The sequence below is a fragment of the Bacillus sp. DNRA2 genome, from assembly GCF_012843265.1.
In the GTDB taxonomy this organism is placed as follows: Bacteria; Bacillota; Bacilli; order Bacillales; family Cytobacillaceae; genus Bacillus_BU.
Window position 1 is genome coordinate 34561 of the sequence record NZ_JABAIT010000004.1, and the last position, 19976, is coordinate 54536.

At 39.4% G+C, this 19976-nt stretch carries 19 protein-coding genes; 15 read left to right on the top strand and 4 right to left on the bottom strand.

Annotated elements, in window-relative coordinates; genetic code table 11:
- Positions 1 to 66 precede the first annotated feature (66 nt).
- From HHO41_RS05055 to HHO41_RS05075, 5 genes are all read left to right on the top strand, one after another.
- Positions 67 to 1548 (top strand): nicotinate phosphoribosyltransferase, encoded by a 1482-nt coding sequence (locus HHO41_RS05055; RefSeq protein WP_169096132.1) that lies wholly within the window; start codon positions 67 to 69, stop codon positions 1546 to 1548.
- Positions 1549 to 1566: 18 nt separating this feature from the next.
- Positions 1567 to 2937 (top strand): 23S rRNA (uracil(1939)-C(5))-methyltransferase RlmD, encoded by a 1371-nt coding sequence (gene rlmD / locus HHO41_RS05060; RefSeq protein ID WP_169096134.1) that lies wholly within the window; start codon positions 1567 to 1569, stop codon positions 2935 to 2937.
- A 209-nt stretch (positions 2938 to 3146) separates the two neighbouring features.
- Positions 3147 to 3494 (top strand): PadR family transcriptional regulator, encoded by a 348-nt coding sequence (locus HHO41_RS05065; RefSeq protein ID WP_169096136.1) that lies wholly within the window; start codon positions 3147 to 3149, stop codon positions 3492 to 3494.
- Positions 3481 to 4479, top strand: coding sequence for an HAAS signaling domain-containing protein (locus HHO41_RS05070; protein ID WP_169096454.1), 999 nt, complete (start codon positions 3481 to 3483; stop codon positions 4477 to 4479). The genes HHO41_RS05065 and HHO41_RS05070 overlap by 14 nt, the downstream gene beginning before the upstream one ends.
- A gap of 31 nt (positions 4480 to 4510) precedes the next feature.
- Positions 4511 to 4741 carry an excisionase family DNA-binding protein gene (locus HHO41_RS05075; RefSeq protein ID WP_169096137.1) on the top strand — a complete coding sequence of 77 codons (231 nt, stop codon included), beginning with the start codon at positions 4511 to 4513 and terminating at the stop codon, positions 4739 to 4741.
- A gap of 58 nt (positions 4742 to 4799) precedes the next feature.
- Here HHO41_RS05075 and trhA read toward each other — a convergent pair whose 3' ends face one another.
- Positions 4800 to 5447: a PAQR family membrane homeostasis protein TrhA gene (gene trhA, locus HHO41_RS05080; protein ID WP_169096139.1), complete on the bottom strand. Its 648-nt coding sequence runs from the start codon at positions 5445 to 5447 to the stop codon at positions 4800 to 4802.
- A 175-nt stretch (positions 5448 to 5622) separates the two neighbouring features.
- On the opposite strand from trhA, the gene HHO41_RS05085 reads away from it, so the two are divergent.
- On the top strand, positions 5623 to 6171 hold the full coding sequence (locus HHO41_RS05085) for a DUF1836 domain-containing protein (RefSeq protein ID WP_169096141.1): 549 nt from the start codon (positions 5623 to 5625) through the stop codon (positions 6169 to 6171).
- A gap of 118 nt (positions 6172 to 6289) precedes the next feature.
- On the opposite strand, the gene HHO41_RS05090 is transcribed toward HHO41_RS05085, so the two are convergent.
- Positions 6290 to 6670 (bottom strand): YuzC family spore coat inner layer protein, encoded by a 381-nt coding sequence (locus tag HHO41_RS05090; RefSeq protein WP_169096143.1) that lies wholly within the window; start codon positions 6668 to 6670, stop codon positions 6290 to 6292.
- A gap of 145 nt (positions 6671 to 6815) precedes the next feature.
- Between HHO41_RS05090 and HHO41_RS05095 the strand changes: the two genes are divergently transcribed.
- From HHO41_RS05095 to HHO41_RS05125, 7 genes are all read left to right on the top strand, one after another.
- Entirely contained in the window at positions 6816 to 7346 is a 531-nt protein-coding gene (locus HHO41_RS05095; RefSeq protein ID WP_169096146.1) for an acyl-CoA thioesterase, read from the top strand.
- A 156-nt stretch (positions 7347 to 7502) separates the two neighbouring features.
- Positions 7503 to 8126, top strand: coding sequence for a YhbD family protein (locus HHO41_RS05100; RefSeq protein ID WP_169096147.1), 624 nt, complete (start codon positions 7503 to 7505; stop codon positions 8124 to 8126).
- Positions 8127 to 8140: 14 nt separating this feature from the next.
- Positions 8141 to 8866, top strand: a complete 726-nt coding sequence (locus HHO41_RS05105; protein WP_169096149.1) for a polymer-forming cytoskeletal protein — start codon at positions 8141 to 8143, stop codon at positions 8864 to 8866.
- A 19-nt stretch (positions 8867 to 8885) separates the two neighbouring features.
- A complete protein-coding gene (locus tag HHO41_RS05110) occupies positions 8886 to 9596 on the top strand; it encodes a cytoplasmic protein (RefSeq protein ID WP_169096151.1) in 711 nt (236 codons plus the stop codon).
- Between the two features lie 100 nt (positions 9597 to 9696).
- The gene (locus HHO41_RS05115) at positions 9697 to 11259 is read left to right on the top strand and encodes an MDR family MFS transporter (protein ID WP_481747084.1); all 1563 of its coding nucleotides are present in this window, start codon (positions 9697 to 9699) and stop codon (positions 11257 to 11259) included.
- 175 nt (positions 11260 to 11434) lie between these two features.
- Positions 11435 to 12811, top strand: coding sequence for a sulfurtransferase (locus HHO41_RS05120; RefSeq protein ID WP_169096155.1), 1377 nt, complete (start codon positions 11435 to 11437; stop codon positions 12809 to 12811).
- Positions 12812 to 12881: 70 nt separating this feature from the next.
- Positions 12882 to 13289 carry a hypothetical protein gene (locus tag HHO41_RS05125; RefSeq protein ID WP_169096157.1) on the top strand — a complete coding sequence of 136 codons (408 nt, stop codon included), beginning with the start codon at positions 12882 to 12884 and terminating at the stop codon, positions 13287 to 13289.
- A gap of 43 nt (positions 13290 to 13332) precedes the next feature.
- Here the strand turns inward: HHO41_RS05125 and HHO41_RS05130 are convergent, their stop codons facing one another.
- Positions 13333 to 15498, bottom strand: coding sequence for an MMPL family transporter (locus tag HHO41_RS05130; RefSeq protein WP_169096160.1), 2166 nt, complete (start codon positions 15496 to 15498; stop codon positions 13333 to 13335).
- A gap of 293 nt (positions 15499 to 15791) precedes the next feature.
- Between HHO41_RS05130 and HHO41_RS05135 the strand changes: the two genes are divergently transcribed.
- Together HHO41_RS05135 and HHO41_RS05140 are read left to right on the top strand one after the other, a co-directional pair.
- Entirely contained in the window at positions 15792 to 16436 is a 645-nt protein-coding gene (locus tag HHO41_RS05135; RefSeq protein WP_169096162.1) for a LytTR family DNA-binding domain-containing protein, read from the top strand.
- Between the two features lie 132 nt (positions 16437 to 16568).
- Positions 16569 to 18080, top strand: a complete 1512-nt coding sequence (locus HHO41_RS05140) for a succinate CoA transferase (protein WP_169096164.1) — start codon at positions 16569 to 16571, stop codon at positions 18078 to 18080.
- Positions 18081 to 18137: 57 nt separating this feature from the next.
- Here HHO41_RS05140 and HHO41_RS05145 read toward each other — a convergent pair whose 3' ends face one another.
- Entirely contained in the window at positions 18138 to 19898 is a 1761-nt protein-coding gene (locus HHO41_RS05145; protein ID WP_169096166.1) for a PhoX family protein, read from the bottom strand.
- Positions 19899 to 19976: the final 78 nt, after the last annotated feature.

A 19976-nucleotide genomic window follows, 5' to 3' on the forward strand; every position in this document is an offset into this window, starting at 1 on the left:
GATACTTTTTTACCTAATGGGACATACTGTTGGAAAAAGTTGAGATGATCAGGGGGAAAATGTGTTATGAAACGCAATTATCAAGATGACAGCTTTACTCTCCATACTGATTTGTATCAAATAAATATGGTTGAAACTTATTGGCGTGATGGAGTGCACAATCGCAAGGCGGTCTTTGATTTATATTTTCGCAAGCTCCCTTTCGGAAATGGATATGCGGTGTTTGCCGGTCTAGAACGGGCAATAAAATACATAGAGGATTTTGGGTTTACCGAAACGGATTTGACTTACTTGCGGGAGGAGTGTGGCTATCAACCAGACTTTCTCGATTATTTAAAAGAGCTCCGCTTTACAGGGAAGATTCGAGCGATGCGCGAAGGAGAGTTGGTATTTGGCAATGAACCCATTCTTCGAGTGGAGGCGCCTTTAGCTGAAGCACAACTTTTAGAAACAGCGCTGTTAAATATTATTAACTATCAAACCCTAATTGCCACGAAAGCATCACGGATAAAACAGGTGATTGGTGAGGGTGTCGCACTTGAATTCGGAACGAGACGAGCTCAGGAAATGGACGCCGCTATTTGGGGCACACGTGCTACTTATTTAGCAGGGTTTGATGCAACGAGCAATGTTCGTGCCGGAAAGCTGTTTGGGATCCCAGTGGCAGGAACGCATGCTCATTCGATGGTTCAAGCGTATCGGGATGAGTACATTGCCTTTCACAAATATGCAGTGACCCATAAGGAATGTGTTTTCTTAGTTGATACATATGATACATTACGACTTGGTGTTCCGAATGCGATAAAAGTAGCGAAGGAGCTTGGCGATTCAATCCATTTTGCTGCGATTCGAATCGATAGTGGTGACTTGGCATTTTTATCAAAAAAAGCTCGGAAGCAGTTGGATGATGCGGGCTTTACTGATACGAAAATTTTTGCTTCAAGCGATTTGGATGAATATACGATTATGAGTTTAAACGCTCAAGGTGCAAAAATTGATAGCTGGGGAGTTGGAACAAAGCTGATTACGGCTTTTGATCAAGCAGCCCTTGGTGCGGTTTATAAAATTGTTGCAATTGAGGACGACCAGGGTATCATGCAAGATACGATTAAAGTCTCCTCTAATCCGGAGAAAGTGACAACACCAGGGATTAAGAAGGTTTACCGGATTATTAACAATATCAATCATCATGCTGAAGGGGATTATATCACGCTCGAGTCAGAGGGGAATCCTCAGGATCAACCGCGGTTAAAAATGTTCCATCCAACCCATACGTATATTAGTAAGTTTGTCACGAATTTTACCGCAAAGGATTTGCATGAGGATATTTATGTGAATGGTAAGCTTGTTTATGATATTCCATATCTAGAGGATGCGCGCACTTATTTGCAGAAGAATCTGGAGATGCTCTGGGATGAATATAAGCGGACGATGAATCCAGAGGAATATCCTGTTGATTTAAGTCAAGAATGTTGGAATAATAAAATGCGAAATATTGAAGAGGTTCGTGAAAAAGTGAGAGCGATGGCGGAGTCGGACTCACTTTAAATTGGAAGGAAGAAAAGCATGAGTAAAACGATACCGGTACAAAAGAATGAATCTGTTGTGGTTGAATTTGAGGATTTAACCCATGAAGGCGCTGGCGTAGCTAAGGTTGACGGCTATCCATTGTTTGTTGCGGGGGGCCTCCCGGGTGAAAAAGCATTAGTGAAGGTAACGAAGGTCGGTAAAGGGTTCGGATTCGGTCGCTTGATGGAGCTTTACGAGAAAAGTCCTTACCGCGTCGAAGCGCCTTGTGCCATCTATAAAGAATGCGGCGGCTGTCAGCTTCAGCATCTTAGCTATGAGGGGCAGTTGCTGGCGAAGGGGAAACAGGTTCGCGAGGTGTTGCTGCGAATTGGCAAGCTTCGTGATGTTGTGGTTCACCCTGTATTGGGAATGGAGGAACCCTGGAATTATCGCAATAAATCACAGGTGCCAATCGGTGAGTACGAGGGCGGACTGATTGGTGGATTTTATCAGCGCCGGACTCATCAGATTATTAATATGGAGACATGTTTAATTCAGCAAGAGAAGAATGATGAGGTTGTCCGAGTGGTGAAGGAGATTTGTAGCCGTCACGGAATTCGCGCCTATGATGAGGTCGCACATAAAGGTATGCTGCGCCATATTATGGTCCGTTACGGTTTGGTAACGGGTGAAGTGATGGTCGTGTTGGTGACAAAAACGCGTGATTTGCCAAATCGGAATAAGCTAGTCGAAGCTATCGCAGAGCAGGTTGATGGTTTGACATCTTTGGTGCTGAATGTAAATTCGAATAAAACCAATGTGATTATGGGTGAGGAAACGGTTGTGCTATGGGGTCAGGAGGTCATCCATGATTATATTGGCGAGATAAAATTTGCAATTTCTGCGCGGTCTTTTTATCAGGTCAACCCTGAGCAAACAAAGGTTTTATATGATAAAGCGCTAGAATATGCTGGTTTGAGCGGTGCTGAAACAGTCATCGATGCTTATTGTGGAATCGGGACAATATCGTTATTTTTAGCCAAGCAGGCCCGTAAGGTTTATGGTGTTGAAATCGTTCCTGAAGCGATTGAGGATGCTAAGCGGAACGCTCAGTTAAATGGAATTGAGAATGCTGAATTCGCAGTTGGAGCAGCTGAAAAGGTGATTCCTGATTGGTATAAACAAGGGATAAGTGCCGATGTGCTCGTTGTTGATCCGCCGCGAAAGGGCTGTGACGCGGCGCTGTTAGAGACGATTATCGCGATGAAGCTGAAGCGGGTTGTTTATGTGTCCTGTAATCCAGCGACGCTCGCTCGTGATTTGCGGATATTAGAGGACGGTGGCTACAAGACGCTTGAAGTGCAGCCAGTTGATATGTTCCCGCAGACGATGCACTGTGAGGCAGTTGCGAAGCTTGATTTAGTTTGAAATCCGAAGATATGAAAATAGTAAAAAAATCCCTTATCTCTTTATGACAGGAGATAGGGATTTTTTTATTTTGTCAAAGGGAAATAGAAAAATAATATGTTTTGATTGGATTTGGTTACAACAATAGTGTATGATACATAGTATAAAGCGTATAGTGTATTATACACAGTATTGTATCGGAAACATTATTAGGAATTCGAGGTGGGTGAATGAGTACATTACTCGATTCATTAATTACAGAGCTTAGGAGAGGAACACTAACGTTAGCCGTTTTAAGTCAATTGCGTACACCACAGTATGGGTATTCGTTGGTTCAGCTATTGGAAGATTCAGGAGTTTCGATGGAACAAAGTACTTTATATCCCTTACTGCGACGTCTAGAGAAACAAGAATTAGTAACGAGCAGTTGGGATACGTCTGAAAGTAGACCGAGAAAGTATTATGTTCTGAGTGATTACGGAGTGGAGATCTTTTTAAAGTTAAAAGCTGAATGGCTAAAAAATTCAAAAGAACTTTATGGTTTATTAAAAGGGGAGGACGATGATGGATTTAATTGAGATATATATCCAAGAAGTTACCAGAAGGTTACCTGAAAAAAATCGTGAGGACATTGCCCTTGAATTAAGATCTACTATCGAAGATATGCTTTCAGATGATTTCACTGAAGAAGACGTGAAAAAGGTGCTGGAGAAATTAGGGAATCCAGCATCATTAGCAAGTGGATACCTAGACCGACCGATGCATTTAATTGGTCCTCGTTACTTCGACTTATATGTATCGTTGTTGAAATTGATTTTACCCATTGCCGGTGTCATCGCGGCAATTTCAATGATTGCGAGCCATTTGTTTAGCTATAATGGAGAAGAAGCAATATTAAGCATTATCATTAAGGTCTTTTCTGAAGGAATAGGGATATTAATTGAAGTAGGTATACAGGTTGCTTTCTGGTTAACGTTTACCTTTGCGATTATCGAACGCTGTGATAAAGGAAAGGATTCGGAGCCATTAACCATGAATTATACGAAGTGGACTCCTGATGATTTAAAAAATGTAACGTATATTCCTAAGAAAAGGTTAATTCCAAAAGGTGAAGTGTATTTCAGCTTAATTTGGACTGCAATTTGGGCAACGGTTTATTTTAATGCTAATCAGCTTTTGGGTATATATGTAAACGAGGGCAATGGACTTGAATTTGTAACTCCCGCATTAAATCAAGAGGTTTTACTCTCCTATTGGCCGTTTGTCGTTTTGGTAATAGGATTGGAAATTGTTTTAGCTTTGTTCAAGCTAATTAAAGGGCAGTGGTCCTTGAACTTAGCTATTTTTAACACGATATATGAGATTATAGCAACGGTTATTACTATTGTCGTTATCATCAATCCAAATTTGTTCCAACCTGATTTTACGTCATATATGGCAGATTTATTTTCGATTACCGTAGAACAATTTACAAATAGGGTCATTAGTGGTGTAATACTCATGTTTGTATTATTTGGTGGAATTAACGCTTTTGATGGTTTTCGTAAGGCGAGACGAAGATAGCAATTATAAGAGATAGGTAGGATGGATTAATATGTACTTAACAATAGCAGAAACTGCAGAATATTTAGATGTGCCAGAAGACAAGGTGAAGAAGCTAATTCAACAGAAAAAGATTCGGACGTTATTTGATGGTGAACAGTATTTAATTTATAAAGAGCAATTTAATACTCATTTTAAACAATTAGAGAAGTACAAACATTTAGTTGAAGAAATATTGAGTGAACCGATTCCGGAGGATTTGGATATTAAGGATGAGGATTAAGTGGGTTGGATGACTCAATTTTTTACGAAGAAAAAGGAGCCGAGGTTGGGCTCCTTTTTTAAATAACATATAAGTAGATTGACAGAAAATGGGCAAGGCTTCCGAGCATGATGAAGATATGAAATATCTCGTGGAAACCCATATATTTGGATTGCAGAAATTTAGGTTTTGTCGCATAAATCACGCCGCCGATTGTGTACATCAGTCCGCCGATGACTAATAAAATTAGTCCTGTTGAGTCTATGCTTCCGGCAAGCGGCGAAATAACGAAGATCACCATCCAGCCCATAATAAGGTAGAGTGCTGTTGACAACCAGCGCGGACAGTGAAACCAGACCATTTTGAAAATAACGCCAGAAACGGCTGCACTCGCTATAATCCCAAACAATACCCAGCCAGTCACGCCATTTAGTGAGATTAAACAAAATGGCGTATAGGTGCCGGCGATAAGGATAAAAATCATCGAGTGATCTAAGCGTCTGAGGAAGGCAATCACCTTATCTCTTGCAATAACCATATGGTAAGTTGCTGAGGCTGCGTAAAGTAAAATCATACTAATTCCAAAAATCGTGACAGCAGTAATCGCTAATGGAGAACCAGTCTTCAATGAGGCTTTAATAACTAAAGCCAGAAGGGCAATAAATGATAGAATTGCACCAGATAGATGAGTGAGCCCATTGATTGGTTCACGAATATAAGTTTGCATAGCACTTCCTCCTTATTTGTGTAAAGTGAGTATATTATGGTTTGTTGTGTTATATGTTATGTAGTATTCATAACTACTTATTATAATATTATGATTATGCTACGTAGTCAATGTTTAGTTTGTACAAAAAATAAGCTATAATGTATATGAAACTATGTGATTCGAGGTAAAAACCATGGACAACCTTAATAAACTCGTGGAAAAAATGGGGCTTGGACAGAATATTGAAATTGATGATATTCCAAATATTGATTTGTATATGGATCAGGTCATTCAGCTTTTTGAGAGTAAATTTGAAAGTACAAAGCGAGATAAGGATGATAAAATCTTAACGAAAACGATGATTAATAATTATGCAAAAGGTAAATTATTTTTTCCGATTAAAAATAAAAAATATTCCAAGGAACATCTTATCTTGATAAGTTTAATCTATCAATTAAAGGGTTCACTTTCAATTAGCGATATTAAAACGACGCTTGATGGAATCAATGAGCAGGCTGTATCTGGAGAGATGGACCTTGAGGTTTTTTACCGGAGTTATAGCAGTCTATATAAGTTGGCAGTCGAGGACTTTAAAGAAGCATTACCAAAAAGATTGGATGAAGTGAAGGAAGAAGTGGCTGGTAGCGATGAACTACTCGAAAAAACACTCCTTATCGCCTCATTGGTGAACATCAGCAATCTGTATCGCCGCGCCGCCGAAAAACTAGTTGATGAACTTTAACGCATTAAAGCGGCGGGGGACAGTCCCCCGCTGCGGTGATGCTTTAATGGGATGCGGTGTTAAATTGCAGATTTGGGGTAGGGGTAAGGTTTAGGTTCTAGTTGCTAGTTGTTAGTTGTTAGTTGCCCCACTTCATTGATACGGTGAGGTTACAGCAACTTCCAAAGCTACCCGGGGCAGCGGGGAGTGCGAGGATGAATTTTATTCCAGATGGTGTATAATGTGTCGTCACCGGAACTTTTAGACCAATTGATTTTATTAATTGATCAACCTCTGCCTGTTTTCCTTGTTGTGCCGCGTTCATCATTTTCGTTTCAAATGAAGTTTCAGCTAATTTATTCAAGAGGATGCTCCCTTGCTCCATTAATAATCGAAAGTGTTTTACCGAACTTGAGAAGACCTTTGTATCAACAGGTGGATAAGTACGATATATAGGGTATGGTGTATAGAAACCATAATAATTTGGAATTGATGGATGATATTGCGGGTATCCATACATGGTTATAACTCCTTTCAAAGCGCAGCTATTATACATTATGAGGATTTTCAAATGTTGGTTCCGGTGGTTCTTAGTTGCTACAGATGCCATTGCTTGTTAGAGTAGTATTTAAATATATTTTTTGAATATAGAAGGAGAGAGGAAAATGGGAGAAATTAAGAAGAAATTTTGCAAGGAATCACTAGTGATTAAAACAAGTAGGGTGTTTCCAATTGATACGAATAACCATAATACACTTTATGGTGGTAAATTAATGTTCTATATTGATGACGTGGCATCCATTTCTGCTGCAAGACATTCACGGGCGGATACTGTTACCGCTTCAACAGACTCTGTCGACTTTTTAATGCCGATTCGCACTCAGGATTCTGTTTGTTTAACATCTTATGTTACATCAGTAGGGACATCCTCAATGGAGGTATTCGTTAAGGTCGTTGCTGAAGATTTGAAAACCGGTGAACGTCGCCTTGCTGCAACATCATTTTTAACTTTTGTTGCCCTTGACCAAGACGGAAAGCCGATGCGAGTACCAGAAGTTGTGCCGCAATCTGAAGAAGAAATTATGCTGTTTAATACAGCTCATCAGCGGATTGAATTACGGAAAGAGCGCCGTAATCAAAGTAAGGCTTTCGCAAGCAAGCTAACTGTCAAAAGACTACACGATCAAATGAAATAAACCTGAAGCACTGAGGCTACCAACCCTCGGTGCTTTTTTACTGCAAAGCAGCGGGGGACAGTCCCCCGCTACGGTGATGTGAGGAAGAGGGATTATTTCGACTTTACAGCGTAACAGTGTTATGTTACACTCGAAATAACGAAAGGAGCTATTAAAATGAGTGATGAGCTAATTTCTAAAAAGGATTTATTAGATGTAACAGGGATTTCTTATGGCCAATTGTATCGGTGGAAGCGAAAAAATTTAATTCCAGAGGATTGGTTTGTTAGGAAATCCACATTTACCGGTCAAGAAACATTCTTTCCAAAAGAGAAGATTTTAGAACGAATCGATAAAATTCAAGGTATGAAGGATAATTTATCACTAGACGAACTAGCAGAGATGTTCTCGCCATCTGTTACAGATTTCATCATGTCTAAGGATTTATTAATGGAACGTAACATTGTTTCAGATAGGGTGGTGAGATTTTACGAGGAAAAGGCCGGCATCATGCAAGACTATCCTTTTCAAAAAATCCTACATCTATTCATCCTTGAAAATCTGCTTCAATCAGGTGACATCAATCTCGATGAAGGGATGATGCTAATTCAGCTTTTTAATGAGTATGTTCCTCCAAGCGAAAGTGTTGATAGAAAACTAATCATGATTCGCAAATTCGGAATTTCCTCATGTTTGATTGCAGCAACAGATAGTATTGTTCAATTTGAAAAAGGAACGAAAGTGATTGCGGAAATTTCGATTAATGAATGTATAGAAGAATTGAAAACAAAGCTTGTATAAAGGGGCTTGAGAGCATGAACGAGCAAAAACAAAAACATGGCGACTTAATTATCAATGGTGTTGGTGCGTCAAATGGCGGCACCTTTGATCAAGTATTCATTAGTGGAAAAGGGACCGTCAACACGACGGTAAACTGTACTTATTTTAAATGCAGCGGTACGGGAACTATTCATGGCGATATCAATAGTCAAAAAACGAAAATAAGTGGAAGTGCCAAAATAAACGGGAATATAACAGGTGATGATTTTGTAATTGAAGGCCGTGCTTCGATTCGCGGGAATGCAAAGGTTGACAAACTCACGATAAAAGGAAAAGGCTCCATTGATGGAGATCTGAAAGCTGAAGACATTCGAGCCCAAGGCAGTATTGCTATTGGCGGTGATTGTGAGTCAGAAACCTTTAAGGCTGAAGGGCAATTTAGCATAGGTGGCTTATTGACTGCTGAAAAAATTGAAATTGTCACAGCAAGTAGTTGCAAAGCAAAGGAAATTGGCGGCGGAACCATTCGCGTTAAGCAAAAAACAAACTTTATTAGAGATCTCTTTAAACCAGTCTTTCCGATTAATCTCGAAACAGACTTAATCGAAGGTGATCAGGTCGAGTTGGAAAATACAAAGGCAAAAATCGTTCGAGGTAATCATATAATCATTGGAGAAAACTGTGAAATTGATTACTTGGAATACAAAGGTTCATTTCGAATTGAAAAAAATGGGTATGTAAAAGAGACCGTTCAATTATAAATGAAATGGGGTAGCGTGCATGAGTGAAAATCACAACCTAATCATCAATGGCTCTGGAAGCTATGGTGGAGGTTTTTTCGATAAAGTCGTGATAAGAGGAGATGGTACAGTCACCTCCGATTTTGAATGTGAGGAGTTTAAGGTGTTTGGCAGCAGTGATATTTTAAAAAATGGTACCGCTAAGAAATTTGCCATTTTTGGAGAGACAGATATCCATGAAAATTTACATGCAGATGAAGTTAAAATACTTGGCAACGCGACTGTTGCTGGCTCTGCTGTTTGTAAAAGATTAAAGTTGATGGGTGCACTTGAAGTTGGTAATACTTTGTCAGGAGAGGAAGCCCATATTAAAGGTAGTCTTAGTGTCAAAGGTGATGCTGAATTTGAAAGGTTTGTATCCAACGGAGCATTCGAGATTTCTGGGCTTCTGAATGCGGGAATAATCGAGATCAATCCAAGATTTGCAACAAGTTCCGCTGAGGAAATTGGTGGCGATAGAATTATTGTGAAAAGAAAAACATCGTTGTTCACACTTTTTGCAGGCGAGGGCAGCTTAGAAGCTAAAATAATCGAAGGTGATGAAATTTATCTTGAGAATACAAAGGCGGAGGTTGTTCGCGGGAAAAGCGTAACAATTGGCGCTGGCTGTGAAATTGGTAGAGTTGAATACGAGGATTATTTTCATGCTGAAAAGAAAGCAGTTGTAAAAGAACAAGTGAAGGTGGATTAATGGATAATAAAGTGATGGATTCGCTTTGTTGATCATTTTAACAGAGGATGAGGGTAACTGGTTACCATAGCTGTGAATTTAGTAAAGGGAGATGGGGATAGTGACATCAGAAAACCGCAATATTGGTTGGGTTGTTGCAGCATTGATGCTTGGAATTTTAATGGCATCGATGGATAACACGATTGTTGTCACAGCAATGGGAACAATTGTTGGTGAGCTTGGCGGTTTGGATAGCTTTGTATGGGTGGTTTCAGCTTATATGGTGGCGGAGATGGCTGGGATGCCAATATTCGGAAAGCTATCAGATATGTATGGCCGCAAGCGCTTCTTTATTTTTGGATTGATTGTGTTTATGGTTGGCTCAGCCCTGTGCGGGACAGCCGATAGTATTATGGAGTTAAGTATTTATCGGGCGCTCCAAGGTATTGGTGGCGGTGCCCTCGTACCAATTGCCTTTACCATCGTTTTTGATATTTTTCCAATTGAAAAAAGAGGAAAGATGGGTGGATTATTTGGAGCGGTTTTCGGCCTATCAAGCATCTTTGGACCGCTACTTGGTGCATTTATTACTGACCATTTAAACTGGCAATGGAACTTTTATATTAACTTGCCTTTAGGTGTGTTAGCGCTGATTTTCATTGTGATGTTCTATAAAGAGTCACCCGTTCATCAAAGGCAAAGAATCGATTGGTGGGGTGCGACTCTGCTCATTGGGGCAGTGGTTTGCCTTATGTTTGCACTAGAATTGGGCGGTAATAAATACGATTGGGATTCTCTGGTTATCATTGGGCTATTTACTGGGTTTGTTGCCTTTTTAGGTTTATTTTTATTCGCGGAAACAAAAGCGGCCGACCCAATCATTTCCTTTAAAATGTTCTCCAACCGTTTATTTGCCGGTAGTGTGTTAGTTGCATTGTTTTATGGAGCAGCCTTTATGGCAGCGACTGTGTATATTCCGATTTTTGTTCAAGGGGTGTACGGAGGGAGCGCAACAAATTCCGGCATGATATTATTACCGATGATGCTGGGGTCGGTAGTTACGGCGCAGGTAGGCGGTTTTTTAGCGACGAAAACGAGCTATCGAAATGTGATGTTTTTGTCAGGGGTAATTTTAATTGCCGGTTTATTATTGTTAGGTACGGTCAGTCCTAATACGAGCAGGTGGTTGTTAACCATCTATATGGTTACAATTGGCTTTGGAGTAGGCTTCTCGTTTTCAGTTTTGGGGATGTCGGCGATACATCATTTTGATATCACCCAACGGGGGTCGGCGTCGTCAACGAGCAACTTTATCCGTTCGGTCGGGATGACAGTAGGAATCACCATTTTTGGGATGATTCAAAAGAATGATTTTTCACGTGAACTCGAGAGTGCATTTAAAGGTTTGGGTGGTTCGCTGCCTGTAAGTGGAAGCGGAAATGCAAATGCGAATTCAATATTATCTGAATCAGCTCGAAGCCAAATACCGGCAGAGATATTAGAAAAAATTATCGGGTCTTTGTCCAACTCCATTGTTCATACGTTTATGTGGGCGTTAGTTCCAGCGGCATTGGCGTTTTTGTTTATCTTCCTAATGGGAAATGAACGATTGATAGTCCGCAAACAAGAAAAGCGAGGAACATTGGAAAAAGTAGAGCAAGAACCAGCAGAACAAAGGCTTTAACACAATAACGCGATGGGGGACAGTCCCCCATCGCGTTATTGTGTTAAAGTGTTACTATTTGTTTTGTCGATAGGTTCAAGGTGATTCTATCGATAATATGAATTTATATTAGTATAATATTTAACTATAATTAACTGGTGTAAAATTGGAAAATAATATTTTAAGGAGAGACAACATGAGAAAAATTCAAAAATGGCCATTCCTATTACTTATCATCTTCTGTTTCGTTTCATTATTAGCTGCATGTTCAAATAATGAATCGTCTAAGGATACAAAAACAGACAATAAAAAGAATGGGACAGATGTGAAATCAATTAGTACTGAGGATGTAAAATCCAATTTGAATAATGAGGACTGGATTATCGTCGATACTAGATCCAATGATGCTTATAATGGCTGGCCAATTGATGGAGTTAAAAGAGGCGGCCATATTGATGGTGCAGTAGATTTTTCAGCAGATTGGCTAAAAGTGAAAGACAAACAACTGGATAATAAACTTCAACAGGAATTGAAGGATAAAGATATTACAAAAGATAAACATATTGTAGTTTATGATGCGAATGGAAAAGATTCCAAAGAAGTTGCGGAGTATTTATCCAAATCAGGTTTTAAAAATGTATACCAGTATGATGTAAAAGAATGGGCAGCTAAAAACGAATTGCCAATGGAAAGTTATCCGAATTACGAAATGCTCGTTCCTGTTTCATGGGTAAATGATACAATCAAAAAAGATAATGATGGTAAACCGTATAAAATTTTCGAAGCAAGCTGGGGCGATGAAGCACAAGATTATAAAAAAGGCCATATTCCTGGAGCAGTTCATATCAATACAGATGAAGTTGAAGAAGGTCCCGTATGGAATCGTTTGAAAGATGCAGAGCTTGAAAAATTTGCATTAAAAAATGGGATAACAACTGACACTACTGTTATTTTATACGGCAGCGATTCAATGCCTGCTTTCCGTGTTGCGGTAATCTTAAAGTATATGGGTGTTGAGGATGTAAGAGTTGTAAATGGTGGTTATACTGCATGGGCTAATGCAGGATTTGATATTGAAAAGAAAGAAAATAATAAAGAAGCTGTTGCGTCATTTGGGGTAAAGGTCCCTGCAAACCCAGATTATATCATTGATTTAGCTGAAGCAAAGGAAATCGCTGATGATCATAACAAAGTGAGCACGCTTGTTGACATTAGAAGCTGGGATGAATTCACTGGTAAAACATCAGGTTATGATTATATCGAGCCAAAAGGTCGTCCAGCAGGTTCTGTTTGGGGACATGCCGGAAGTGATAATAGCAATCTTGAAGATTTTAGAAATCTTGATAATACAATGCGAAATGGTTATGAAATCCAAAAAATGTGGGAAAAGGATGGAATTAACCTTGAGAACAAGCTAGCTTTCTATTGTGGAACAGGCTGGAGAGCAGCTGAGGTATTGTTCTATGCTGATGTATTAGGAATGAAAAATGTTTGTTTATATGATGGTGGTTGGAATGAATGGAGTATGGATCCAGCCAATCCTGTTGAGACAGGGGAACCTACTACTAAATAAGTAATTAATAACTGAGGGAGAGACAATATTACTGTATTGTCTTTTTCCTTGTTCTGCAGGTGATTTGTTAATGTTCAAAAATAAGATAGGATTTGCCTTAAAAGTAGTATTTTCGATCGTTCAGATATTGGCAATTGTAGCAGCAGTTGTGTTAGAGGGATATTCTTCAAAAAGAATGGGCGTAGCGCGTTATTTAATTTATAAAAAGCAAATGTTCGAGGACACGCTTTTTACACCAACATTAATGAATGTATTTCTTTTCATTTTTTTATTAGGTGGAATTATCTGCTTAATCTTCTTCATTGTGAATATGAAACTAAAACACAAATTGACGGCCATTCATCTATTTTGGGCTATGATAGCCAATTTCGCAGGGTTAATCTTTATTCTAGTCCAGTTTAATTTGAGTGCCTATTACTTCTTTATAATAGCTATTATGATAATCATTGCGATTCAATATATCAAAATGTTGTTTTAATGCAGTAAAGCGATGGGGGACTGTCCCCCATCGCTTTACTGTGTTAATGTAGGCTAGTTTGTTTTTGTTTTAGGCCGAAGAGCCACCAGTTCCAGTCGCCGAATAGCTTCATCAATGACGGCACAAGGATCATCCGAATGATGGTGGCGTCAATGAATATCGCAAGGGCTATTCCGACTCCAAGCTGTTTTACCGGAACGACTCCGGTAAAGGCAAAGGCACCTGTCACAACAATCATAATCGCTGCTGCAGAAGTGATGATTTTACTGGTAGAGATTAATCCATTTAAGGTTGCGTAATGATTGTCCTTCGTATCCACATAGATTTCATGAATCCGCGAAATCAAGAATACCTCGTAATCCATCGACAGACCGAATACTAAGCTAAAGACAAACACTGGCAGCATAAGGGTGATGCTAGTTGGGTCAAGACCAAGGTGACCCTCCTGAAAAATCCAAACAACAATTCCGAAGGTTGCGCTAAGGCTCAGGACATTCATAATAATCGCCTTGATAGGGATTAGCAATGATCGGAATGCTAACATCAATATTAAGAATGTCGAAATGAAAATTAAGGCTAATCCTTTTGGCATTTGCTTCAGAATTTCATCAAATATTTCTTGTTCGAATTTAATGCTTCCACCAAAAGTCGCTTTCAAATCGAGATCCTTCTTCAACCATTCCCTAACCCAATCCCGTTTTTCAGAGGTAGAAAGTTTTTCTTTCAAAAAGACATGAAGCAGCATTTTGTTATCAGCGCTATATTGAGCTGCTAACGGTACTAGGGGACTGTTAGGTTGGGATAATGCCATCGATAATTGGGTTGAATCGGTAATTCCAGATAGAGAGAAGATTGATTCAACTGATTCGACATCCTTATTTTTCTCGAGTTTATGAATGGTTGCTTGCACTTTTTCAAGGTTATCAATCGAAAGAGCGGTTTCGGATTTTTTATCATTTTCTAGTACAAGGACAACGGTATTGTCGCTGCTTTGTTTTTTATCAATAAATTTGTCTTGATACGTATCGTAAGCAGCACGTGATTCATATGTAGTTGGCAGTGCATTGATTCCAGGAACAGTAACATCCATATCCTTAACCGGTATTAGTGCGGTAATCAATACTATCAACGCTAGGGTAGCCATCAGGACCGGTCGCTTCATCACAAGGTGGGCGAGTTTACTCCAGATGCCTTCACCACCACTGTTTGTTTTTAAGATAGTAAGAGAATGAATTCGTTTGCCCAGCAATGCAAGGATGGCTGGTAAAAACGTAATCGCTGATAGTGCGGCAATTAACACCACAGTCATACCGCCAATTGCTACGTTTCTAAAAATATCAATTTCAATAAACATTAAACCGAGTAAGCCAATAAACACACATGATGCTGAAAACAGTATCGACCGTCCAGCCGTTGCGACAGTTGTTATGACGGCTTTCTCGACAGATGAGTGGGCGATTTCTTCCTTAAACCGATTGATAAACAATAAGGCGAAATCAATGCTTAAAGCTAGGCCAATCATCGGTATGATATTTAATATGAAAATGGTTAAATCAAAGGCATAGCTGAAAAAATAAACAATGCCCATTGTGGTGGCAATTGAAATGACACCTACAATAATTGGAAGGCTGGCGGCGACCAAGCTCCCAAAGGCCAGGACAAGGACTACTAATGCAATTGGTAAGCCAATCATTTCGGCTTTGGCTAAATCCGCTTGGCTGGCATGATTTAAATCTTTAACAATCACCGGTTCACCGGTAAGCGACACCTTGATATTTTTTTTGCTTTTTAACTGATCTTTGAGCTTGTCAATCGTAGCGGTTAAGTCTTCAGAGTCTTTTTCAAAAGTGAGAATTCCATAGGCATAATTTCCTTTGATCATATCCTTTTGTTGTAATGGAGATATGACCTTTTCAACTGCTGGAGCATCCGCTGCTTTGTTTAAGGACTCATTAATAAACTGTTTCCATGTAGCATCGTCTACAGATTTTTGTTTCTCAAATAAAACAATGATGACGGATTTTGGTTGCTTGAAGTCATCGTCAAGTATTTGCCGAGTGTGTTCATACTCACCATCAAAATCAAACCCATTTCCGCTTAAAACGGTGGGTAGTTTCAATGCAAAAAAACCTAATACAGCCAAAATGGCAATCCAAATAACGATCACTGTCTTTTTGTAGCGGGACATGAACAGTCCTAATGTATACATCTAGTTAAGCCTCCCTCCCATAAAACAATATCCATATCCATTATGACGGTTTTCAAGCAAATTGTTAAATAAAAACAAACATTAACGCACTAAAGCGATGGGGGACAGTCCCCCATCGCTTTAGTGGGGTAAAGGGGTTTGCGTGGGTGTGTTTATTTGGTGGTTATAATGGTGAAGTTTGCCCAAATTGCCTGCAAGTCATGAGTGTTTAGAATGGAAAGTTATGTCGAAAATGTGTAGAATTAAAATGTATGTATTGTGTTACTATTCTAATTATTTGAAAGGTGTTGCAGATGGAGAATTTAACGGCAGCTGGACTTATTGAAGTGATCGGTGAATTATTTTCGGATGAAACCTCGATTGCCGTTTCGAACACCAAAGAATATGTTTATTATCGCTCAAGCAAACGGATTGATTTAAAAATAACTAAGGGTGACTTAGTTAAAGAAGGAACCCTAACACATAAAGCCTTAACTACTCGGCAAAAAGTATCGGAATTTATTAATCGCGAGGTGTTTGGTGTTCCATATTATGGAATGGCGGTACCGTTTTTTCATGATGGCAAGTTAGAAGGCTGTGTAACAGCAATCTTCCCAGCACTTAATGATGGTAAATCCTTCGTAACGGCTCGTGTTCAAGATGGATGGGTGCCCATTCCATTTGCCAATGTGGTGTATTTAGAGGCTAAGGATCGGAAGACTCACGTATTTACCGACTCTATTTCTGGTACACATAAGTACTCATTGCAAGAATTCGAATATTTCCTACCAAAGGAATCTTTTATTCGTTGTCATCGTTCGTTTATAGTGAATGTAAATCATATTACAGATATTTTTCCTGATACTCATTCGACCTTCATTTTGAAGATGAAAAATGGAGATCGTATTCCTGTGAGCCAGTCTTATTCGAGTTATTTTAGAAAATTGCTATTTTTCTAAATAATCATTTCTGTTTTGTGTCGAAATATAACTGTTTTGTCACAAAAATGTCTAATTTCGTCCAAATTTGGCTAACTGTTGTACAACATCCTGTAGAATATGTCTAAAGATGTATAATAGGGGGATGGTAGCGTGGAGAACAAATTAAGCCGAATTAAAGATGTCCGTTTACATGATAAAATTGTTTCTGTAGAAGAAGCAGCTTCATGGATCAAGGACGGAATGACACTTGGATTAAGTGGATTTACTAAATCAGGTGATGCGAAGGCTGTTCCTTATGCATTAGTAAAACGCGCAGAAACTGAAGAATTTAAAGTAAATGTTTATACTGGGGCATCTCTAGGTGATACAGATACAAAAATGGCCGAGGCTGGAATTATTAACAAGCGTTTACCGTTCCAAGCTGATGGTGTAATGAGAAAATCAATTAACAAAGGTGACATGCTTTATGTGGATAATCACTTATCGCAAACACCAGAATGGATTAGACAAGGTGCTATCGATGCTATCGATTACGCAATTTTGGATGCGGTTGCAATAACTGAAGACGGTATGATTATTCCTTCTACTTCAGTGGGTAATAACCTAGTTTTTGCTAATCACGCTAAGAAAGTAATCGTTGAAATTAACATGGCTCATCCTGAGTCTTTAATCGGAGTTCATGACTGCTATGCGCCAGCTAAGCAAGGCGAGCGTGGTCCGATTCCAATCACTAAAGTAGATGATCGTATTGGAACACTTGGAATTAAAGTTGAACCAGAAAGAATCGCTGGTATCGTAATTTGCGATATTCCGGATTCTCCGTCAGCAATCGTTCCACCGGATGAAGAAACTGTGACAATGGCTAATCACCTTCTTGATTTCCTTCGTGAAGAAATCAAAGCAGGTCGCCTAACAGAAAAATTAGCTCCACTACAATCTGGAGTAGGTTCAATTGCAAACGCTGTATTCCATGGTTTCTTAGATTCAGAGTTTACTGATTTAGAAGTTTATTCTGAAGTTCTTCAGGATTCAGTATTTGACTTGTTAGATGCTGGAAAGATTAAATTTGCATCTGGCTGTTCATTTACTTTATCTGAAGCTAGAAACAAAACATTATTCACTGATTTCGAAAAATATCGCGATCAAATCATTTTAAGACCACAAGAAATCTCTAACCATCCGGAGCTTATCCGTCGTATGGGTCTGATTTCAATCAATACAGCTCTTGAAATTGATATGTACGGAAACGTAAACTCAACTCACGTTATGGGTACGAACTTAATGAACGGTATCGGCGGATCTGGAGACTTTGCACGTAATGCGCGTCTTGGTATCTTCGTTACAAAATCAATCGCTAAAGGCGGTAAAATCTCAAGTATCGTTCCGTTTGTATCTCACGTTGACCATACTGAACATGATGTTGATGTTATCGTTACTGAGCAAGGCTTTGCAGATTTACGTGGTAAGGCTCCAAGAGAACGTGTAGAACTTATCATTGAAAACTGTGTACACCCATCATACCGTGAACAATTAAGAGCATACTATGCTGAAGCGCTTGAAAGAGGCGGTCAAACTCCACACGTTTTGGAAAAGGCATTCTCTTGGCATACAAACTTCAAAGAAACAGGAACTATGCTACAAGCTGTTGCTGAATTAGTATAAAATTAAGATAGAGTAACGGTGACTGTCCTACTATCAAGCAGGGCAGTCACTGTTTTTTTACTTTCTATCAATGACTGGTAATCCGTCGATGTAGCCCACGTTACCGGGATTTTGTGAACTAAGCATTAAGTAACTGTGGCCGTTCAGGTTGTTAACCATTTGTAGACCAGTTGCCTCTCCGCCATCAGGAACAGATGCAATCCGAGATAGTTTATTTGTATCGATATTGTAAGCCCAAGCAAAGTTGTTTGTATGCATATCGCTATCTTCCGAAATAAATAGTGTTCTCATATCTTCGGAAAAGACGATGTTGTCAGGGTTTGCAATTTTATCGACATTGGCTTTATTACCTGCTCCGTCTTTAGTGGAAAGATCCTCACCAACCAGTAATCCTTTCATAGTTGACGCAACGTAATCACTGTTAATAGCTTCCCCACCGCGTGCTTTCTGGTCTTTAGAAAGATTCATCTCATATACTCCGCCAGCGTTTATTTTAGAAACGTGAATATCATCAACAGGGTCGTTTTGGTTTGAGACCATTCCACCGGTAATATAAGACATTGCCACATAAACCTTATTGTCCTTTTTATTTAGTTCAACAGCTTCCATTTTATTAAACTCTGATGTTGCACCCATCAACGCACCGTAGCGTCTAGATTCAAGGAAAGCAGCGGCCTTTTCCATACCTGGCCTTACCTTTAACCATTCCGTTTTGCCACCGTTAGAATTTGTTTTGATTTTAGTAAATCCATTTGCAGCAGCGTTAGCATCGTCCGTTGTCGTTTCAAAAATATCACTGAATGTTATCGTTGAAGCCAGTTCTTTTATTTCGCTATCTGTGGCATGTCCGAGCTTAATCCACTCTAAGTTTGCTGTGCCGCCATTCTGGTCACTCGTTTGGTTCCATTTTGCTGCATAAAGTGTTCCTGCTGAAAGATCTTTCTCACGGTCTGCTACATACATGAATGACATCGTATAACCGCCGTCATCCCCGTAGTAAACTGTTCGGTTATCAGGCATTACGACAACTCGTTCAAACGATAAACGGCCCATGCTATAGTGTTTAACTGCAGTAGCTTTACCGTTTGCTGAAACTGTTACTTCTGGAAGATGTCCATAGAGATATGGATTTCCGATGATGGAGTTATCTTTGTAGAAATTACGGGCAAATTTTGTAACAGCGGAGCCCTCGGGATTTTGCTCATGTGCTTTTGCGTCTGGTTCGTATTCTTCACTACCAAGATGGGTGTTCCATGGGGATAATGAACCGGCACATGGTGTCCAAATGCCACCATCATTTGAAAAATCAACCGGTTTGGTATCTGTTACTTTTAGCTCACCAGTTTTTTTGTCTTGTTCGACCGTGTTTAACACTAAAGCTTTAGGTAAATCTCCAATTGTGCTTGGAACACTTTCATAATGAGTGAGCATATACAATTTTCCGCTTTTGCCATTTACACTTAGCAGGCTATTGCTGTCAGGCGCTTTTGAAACGAAAGGTTTCCCAGTAGCTGGGTCAAGGATTTCGTTCCCGTTTGCATCATAGGTTGCTCCCAGTGTTTTTCCGTTAATGACATTACCAGGCTGATATAATGTTTTATACTCAAGCGGGACTTGTTTTTGCGAGCCATCATCATATGTAATTACTGCACTTGCGTTACTATACATTTTAGACAGCTCTTCTTCAGTTTTTGGGGCATCCATTCCAATGAAATCAATCTTTTCAATCGACATTGGCTTTTGTGCAAGAACATTTGTTGCAGTGGGTACTAAAATGGCAAGACTTAATAGGGGGGCGATGATCCTTTGTTTTTTCATTTTGAAACCTCCAAACATAAATTACGAACAAATTAATCATACGAGAGGTTTGTTAAACGGAAGTGTGAATAATGTAAA

What these genes read in the sequence shown, in the direction of transcription:
- HHO41_RS05070 (WP_169096454.1), top strand. Translation starts at nt 3,481, where the DNA reads ATGGATTTAATTGAGATATATATCCAAGAAGTTACCAGAAGGTTACCT.
- HHO41_RS05095 (WP_169096146.1), top strand. Translation starts at nt 6,816, where the DNA reads ATGGGAGAAATTAAGAAGAAATTTTGCAAGGAATCACTAGTGATTAAA.
- HHO41_RS05055 (WP_169096132.1), top strand. Translation starts at nt 67, where the DNA reads ATGAAACGCAATTATCAAGATGACAGCTTTACTCTCCATACTGATTTG.
- HHO41_RS05065 (WP_169096136.1), top strand. Translation starts at nt 3,147, where the DNA reads ATGAGTACATTACTCGATTCATTAATTACAGAGCTTAGGAGAGGAACA.
- HHO41_RS05130 (WP_169096160.1), bottom strand. Translation starts at nt 15,498, where the DNA reads ATGTATACATTAGGACTGTTCATGTCCCGCTACAAAAAGACAGTGATC.
- HHO41_RS05110 (WP_169096151.1), top strand. Translation starts at nt 8,886, where the DNA reads ATGAGTGAAAATCACAACCTAATCATCAATGGCTCTGGAAGCTATGGT.
- HHO41_RS05085 (WP_169096141.1), top strand. Translation starts at nt 5,623, where the DNA reads ATGGACAACCTTAATAAACTCGTGGAAAAAATGGGGCTTGGACAGAAT.
- HHO41_RS05105 (WP_169096149.1), top strand. Translation starts at nt 8,141, where the DNA reads ATGAACGAGCAAAAACAAAAACATGGCGACTTAATTATCAATGGTGTT.
- trhA (WP_169096139.1), bottom strand. Translation starts at nt 5,447, where the DNA reads ATGCAAACTTATATTCGTGAACCAATCAATGGGCTCACTCATCTATCT.
- HHO41_RS05090 (WP_169096143.1), bottom strand. Translation starts at nt 6,670, where the DNA reads ATGTATGGATACCCGCAATATCATCCATCAATTCCAAATTATTATGGT.
- HHO41_RS05135 (WP_169096162.1), top strand. Translation starts at nt 15,792, where the DNA reads ATGGAGAATTTAACGGCAGCTGGACTTATTGAAGTGATCGGTGAATTA.
- HHO41_RS05145 (WP_169096166.1), bottom strand. Translation starts at nt 19,898, where the DNA reads ATGAAAAAACAAAGGATCATCGCCCCCCTATTAAGTCTTGCCATTTTA.
- HHO41_RS05125 (WP_169096157.1), top strand. Translation starts at nt 12,882, where the DNA reads ATGTTCAAAAATAAGATAGGATTTGCCTTAAAAGTAGTATTTTCGATC.
- HHO41_RS05120 (WP_169096155.1), top strand. Translation starts at nt 11,435, where the DNA reads ATGAGAAAAATTCAAAAATGGCCATTCCTATTACTTATCATCTTCTGT.
- HHO41_RS05100 (WP_169096147.1), top strand. Translation starts at nt 7,503, where the DNA reads ATGAGTGATGAGCTAATTTCTAAAAAGGATTTATTAGATGTAACAGGG.
- rlmD (WP_169096134.1), top strand. Translation starts at nt 1,567, where the DNA reads ATGAGTAAAACGATACCGGTACAAAAGAATGAATCTGTTGTGGTTGAA.
- HHO41_RS05075 (WP_169096137.1), top strand. Translation starts at nt 4,511, where the DNA reads ATGTACTTAACAATAGCAGAAACTGCAGAATATTTAGATGTGCCAGAA.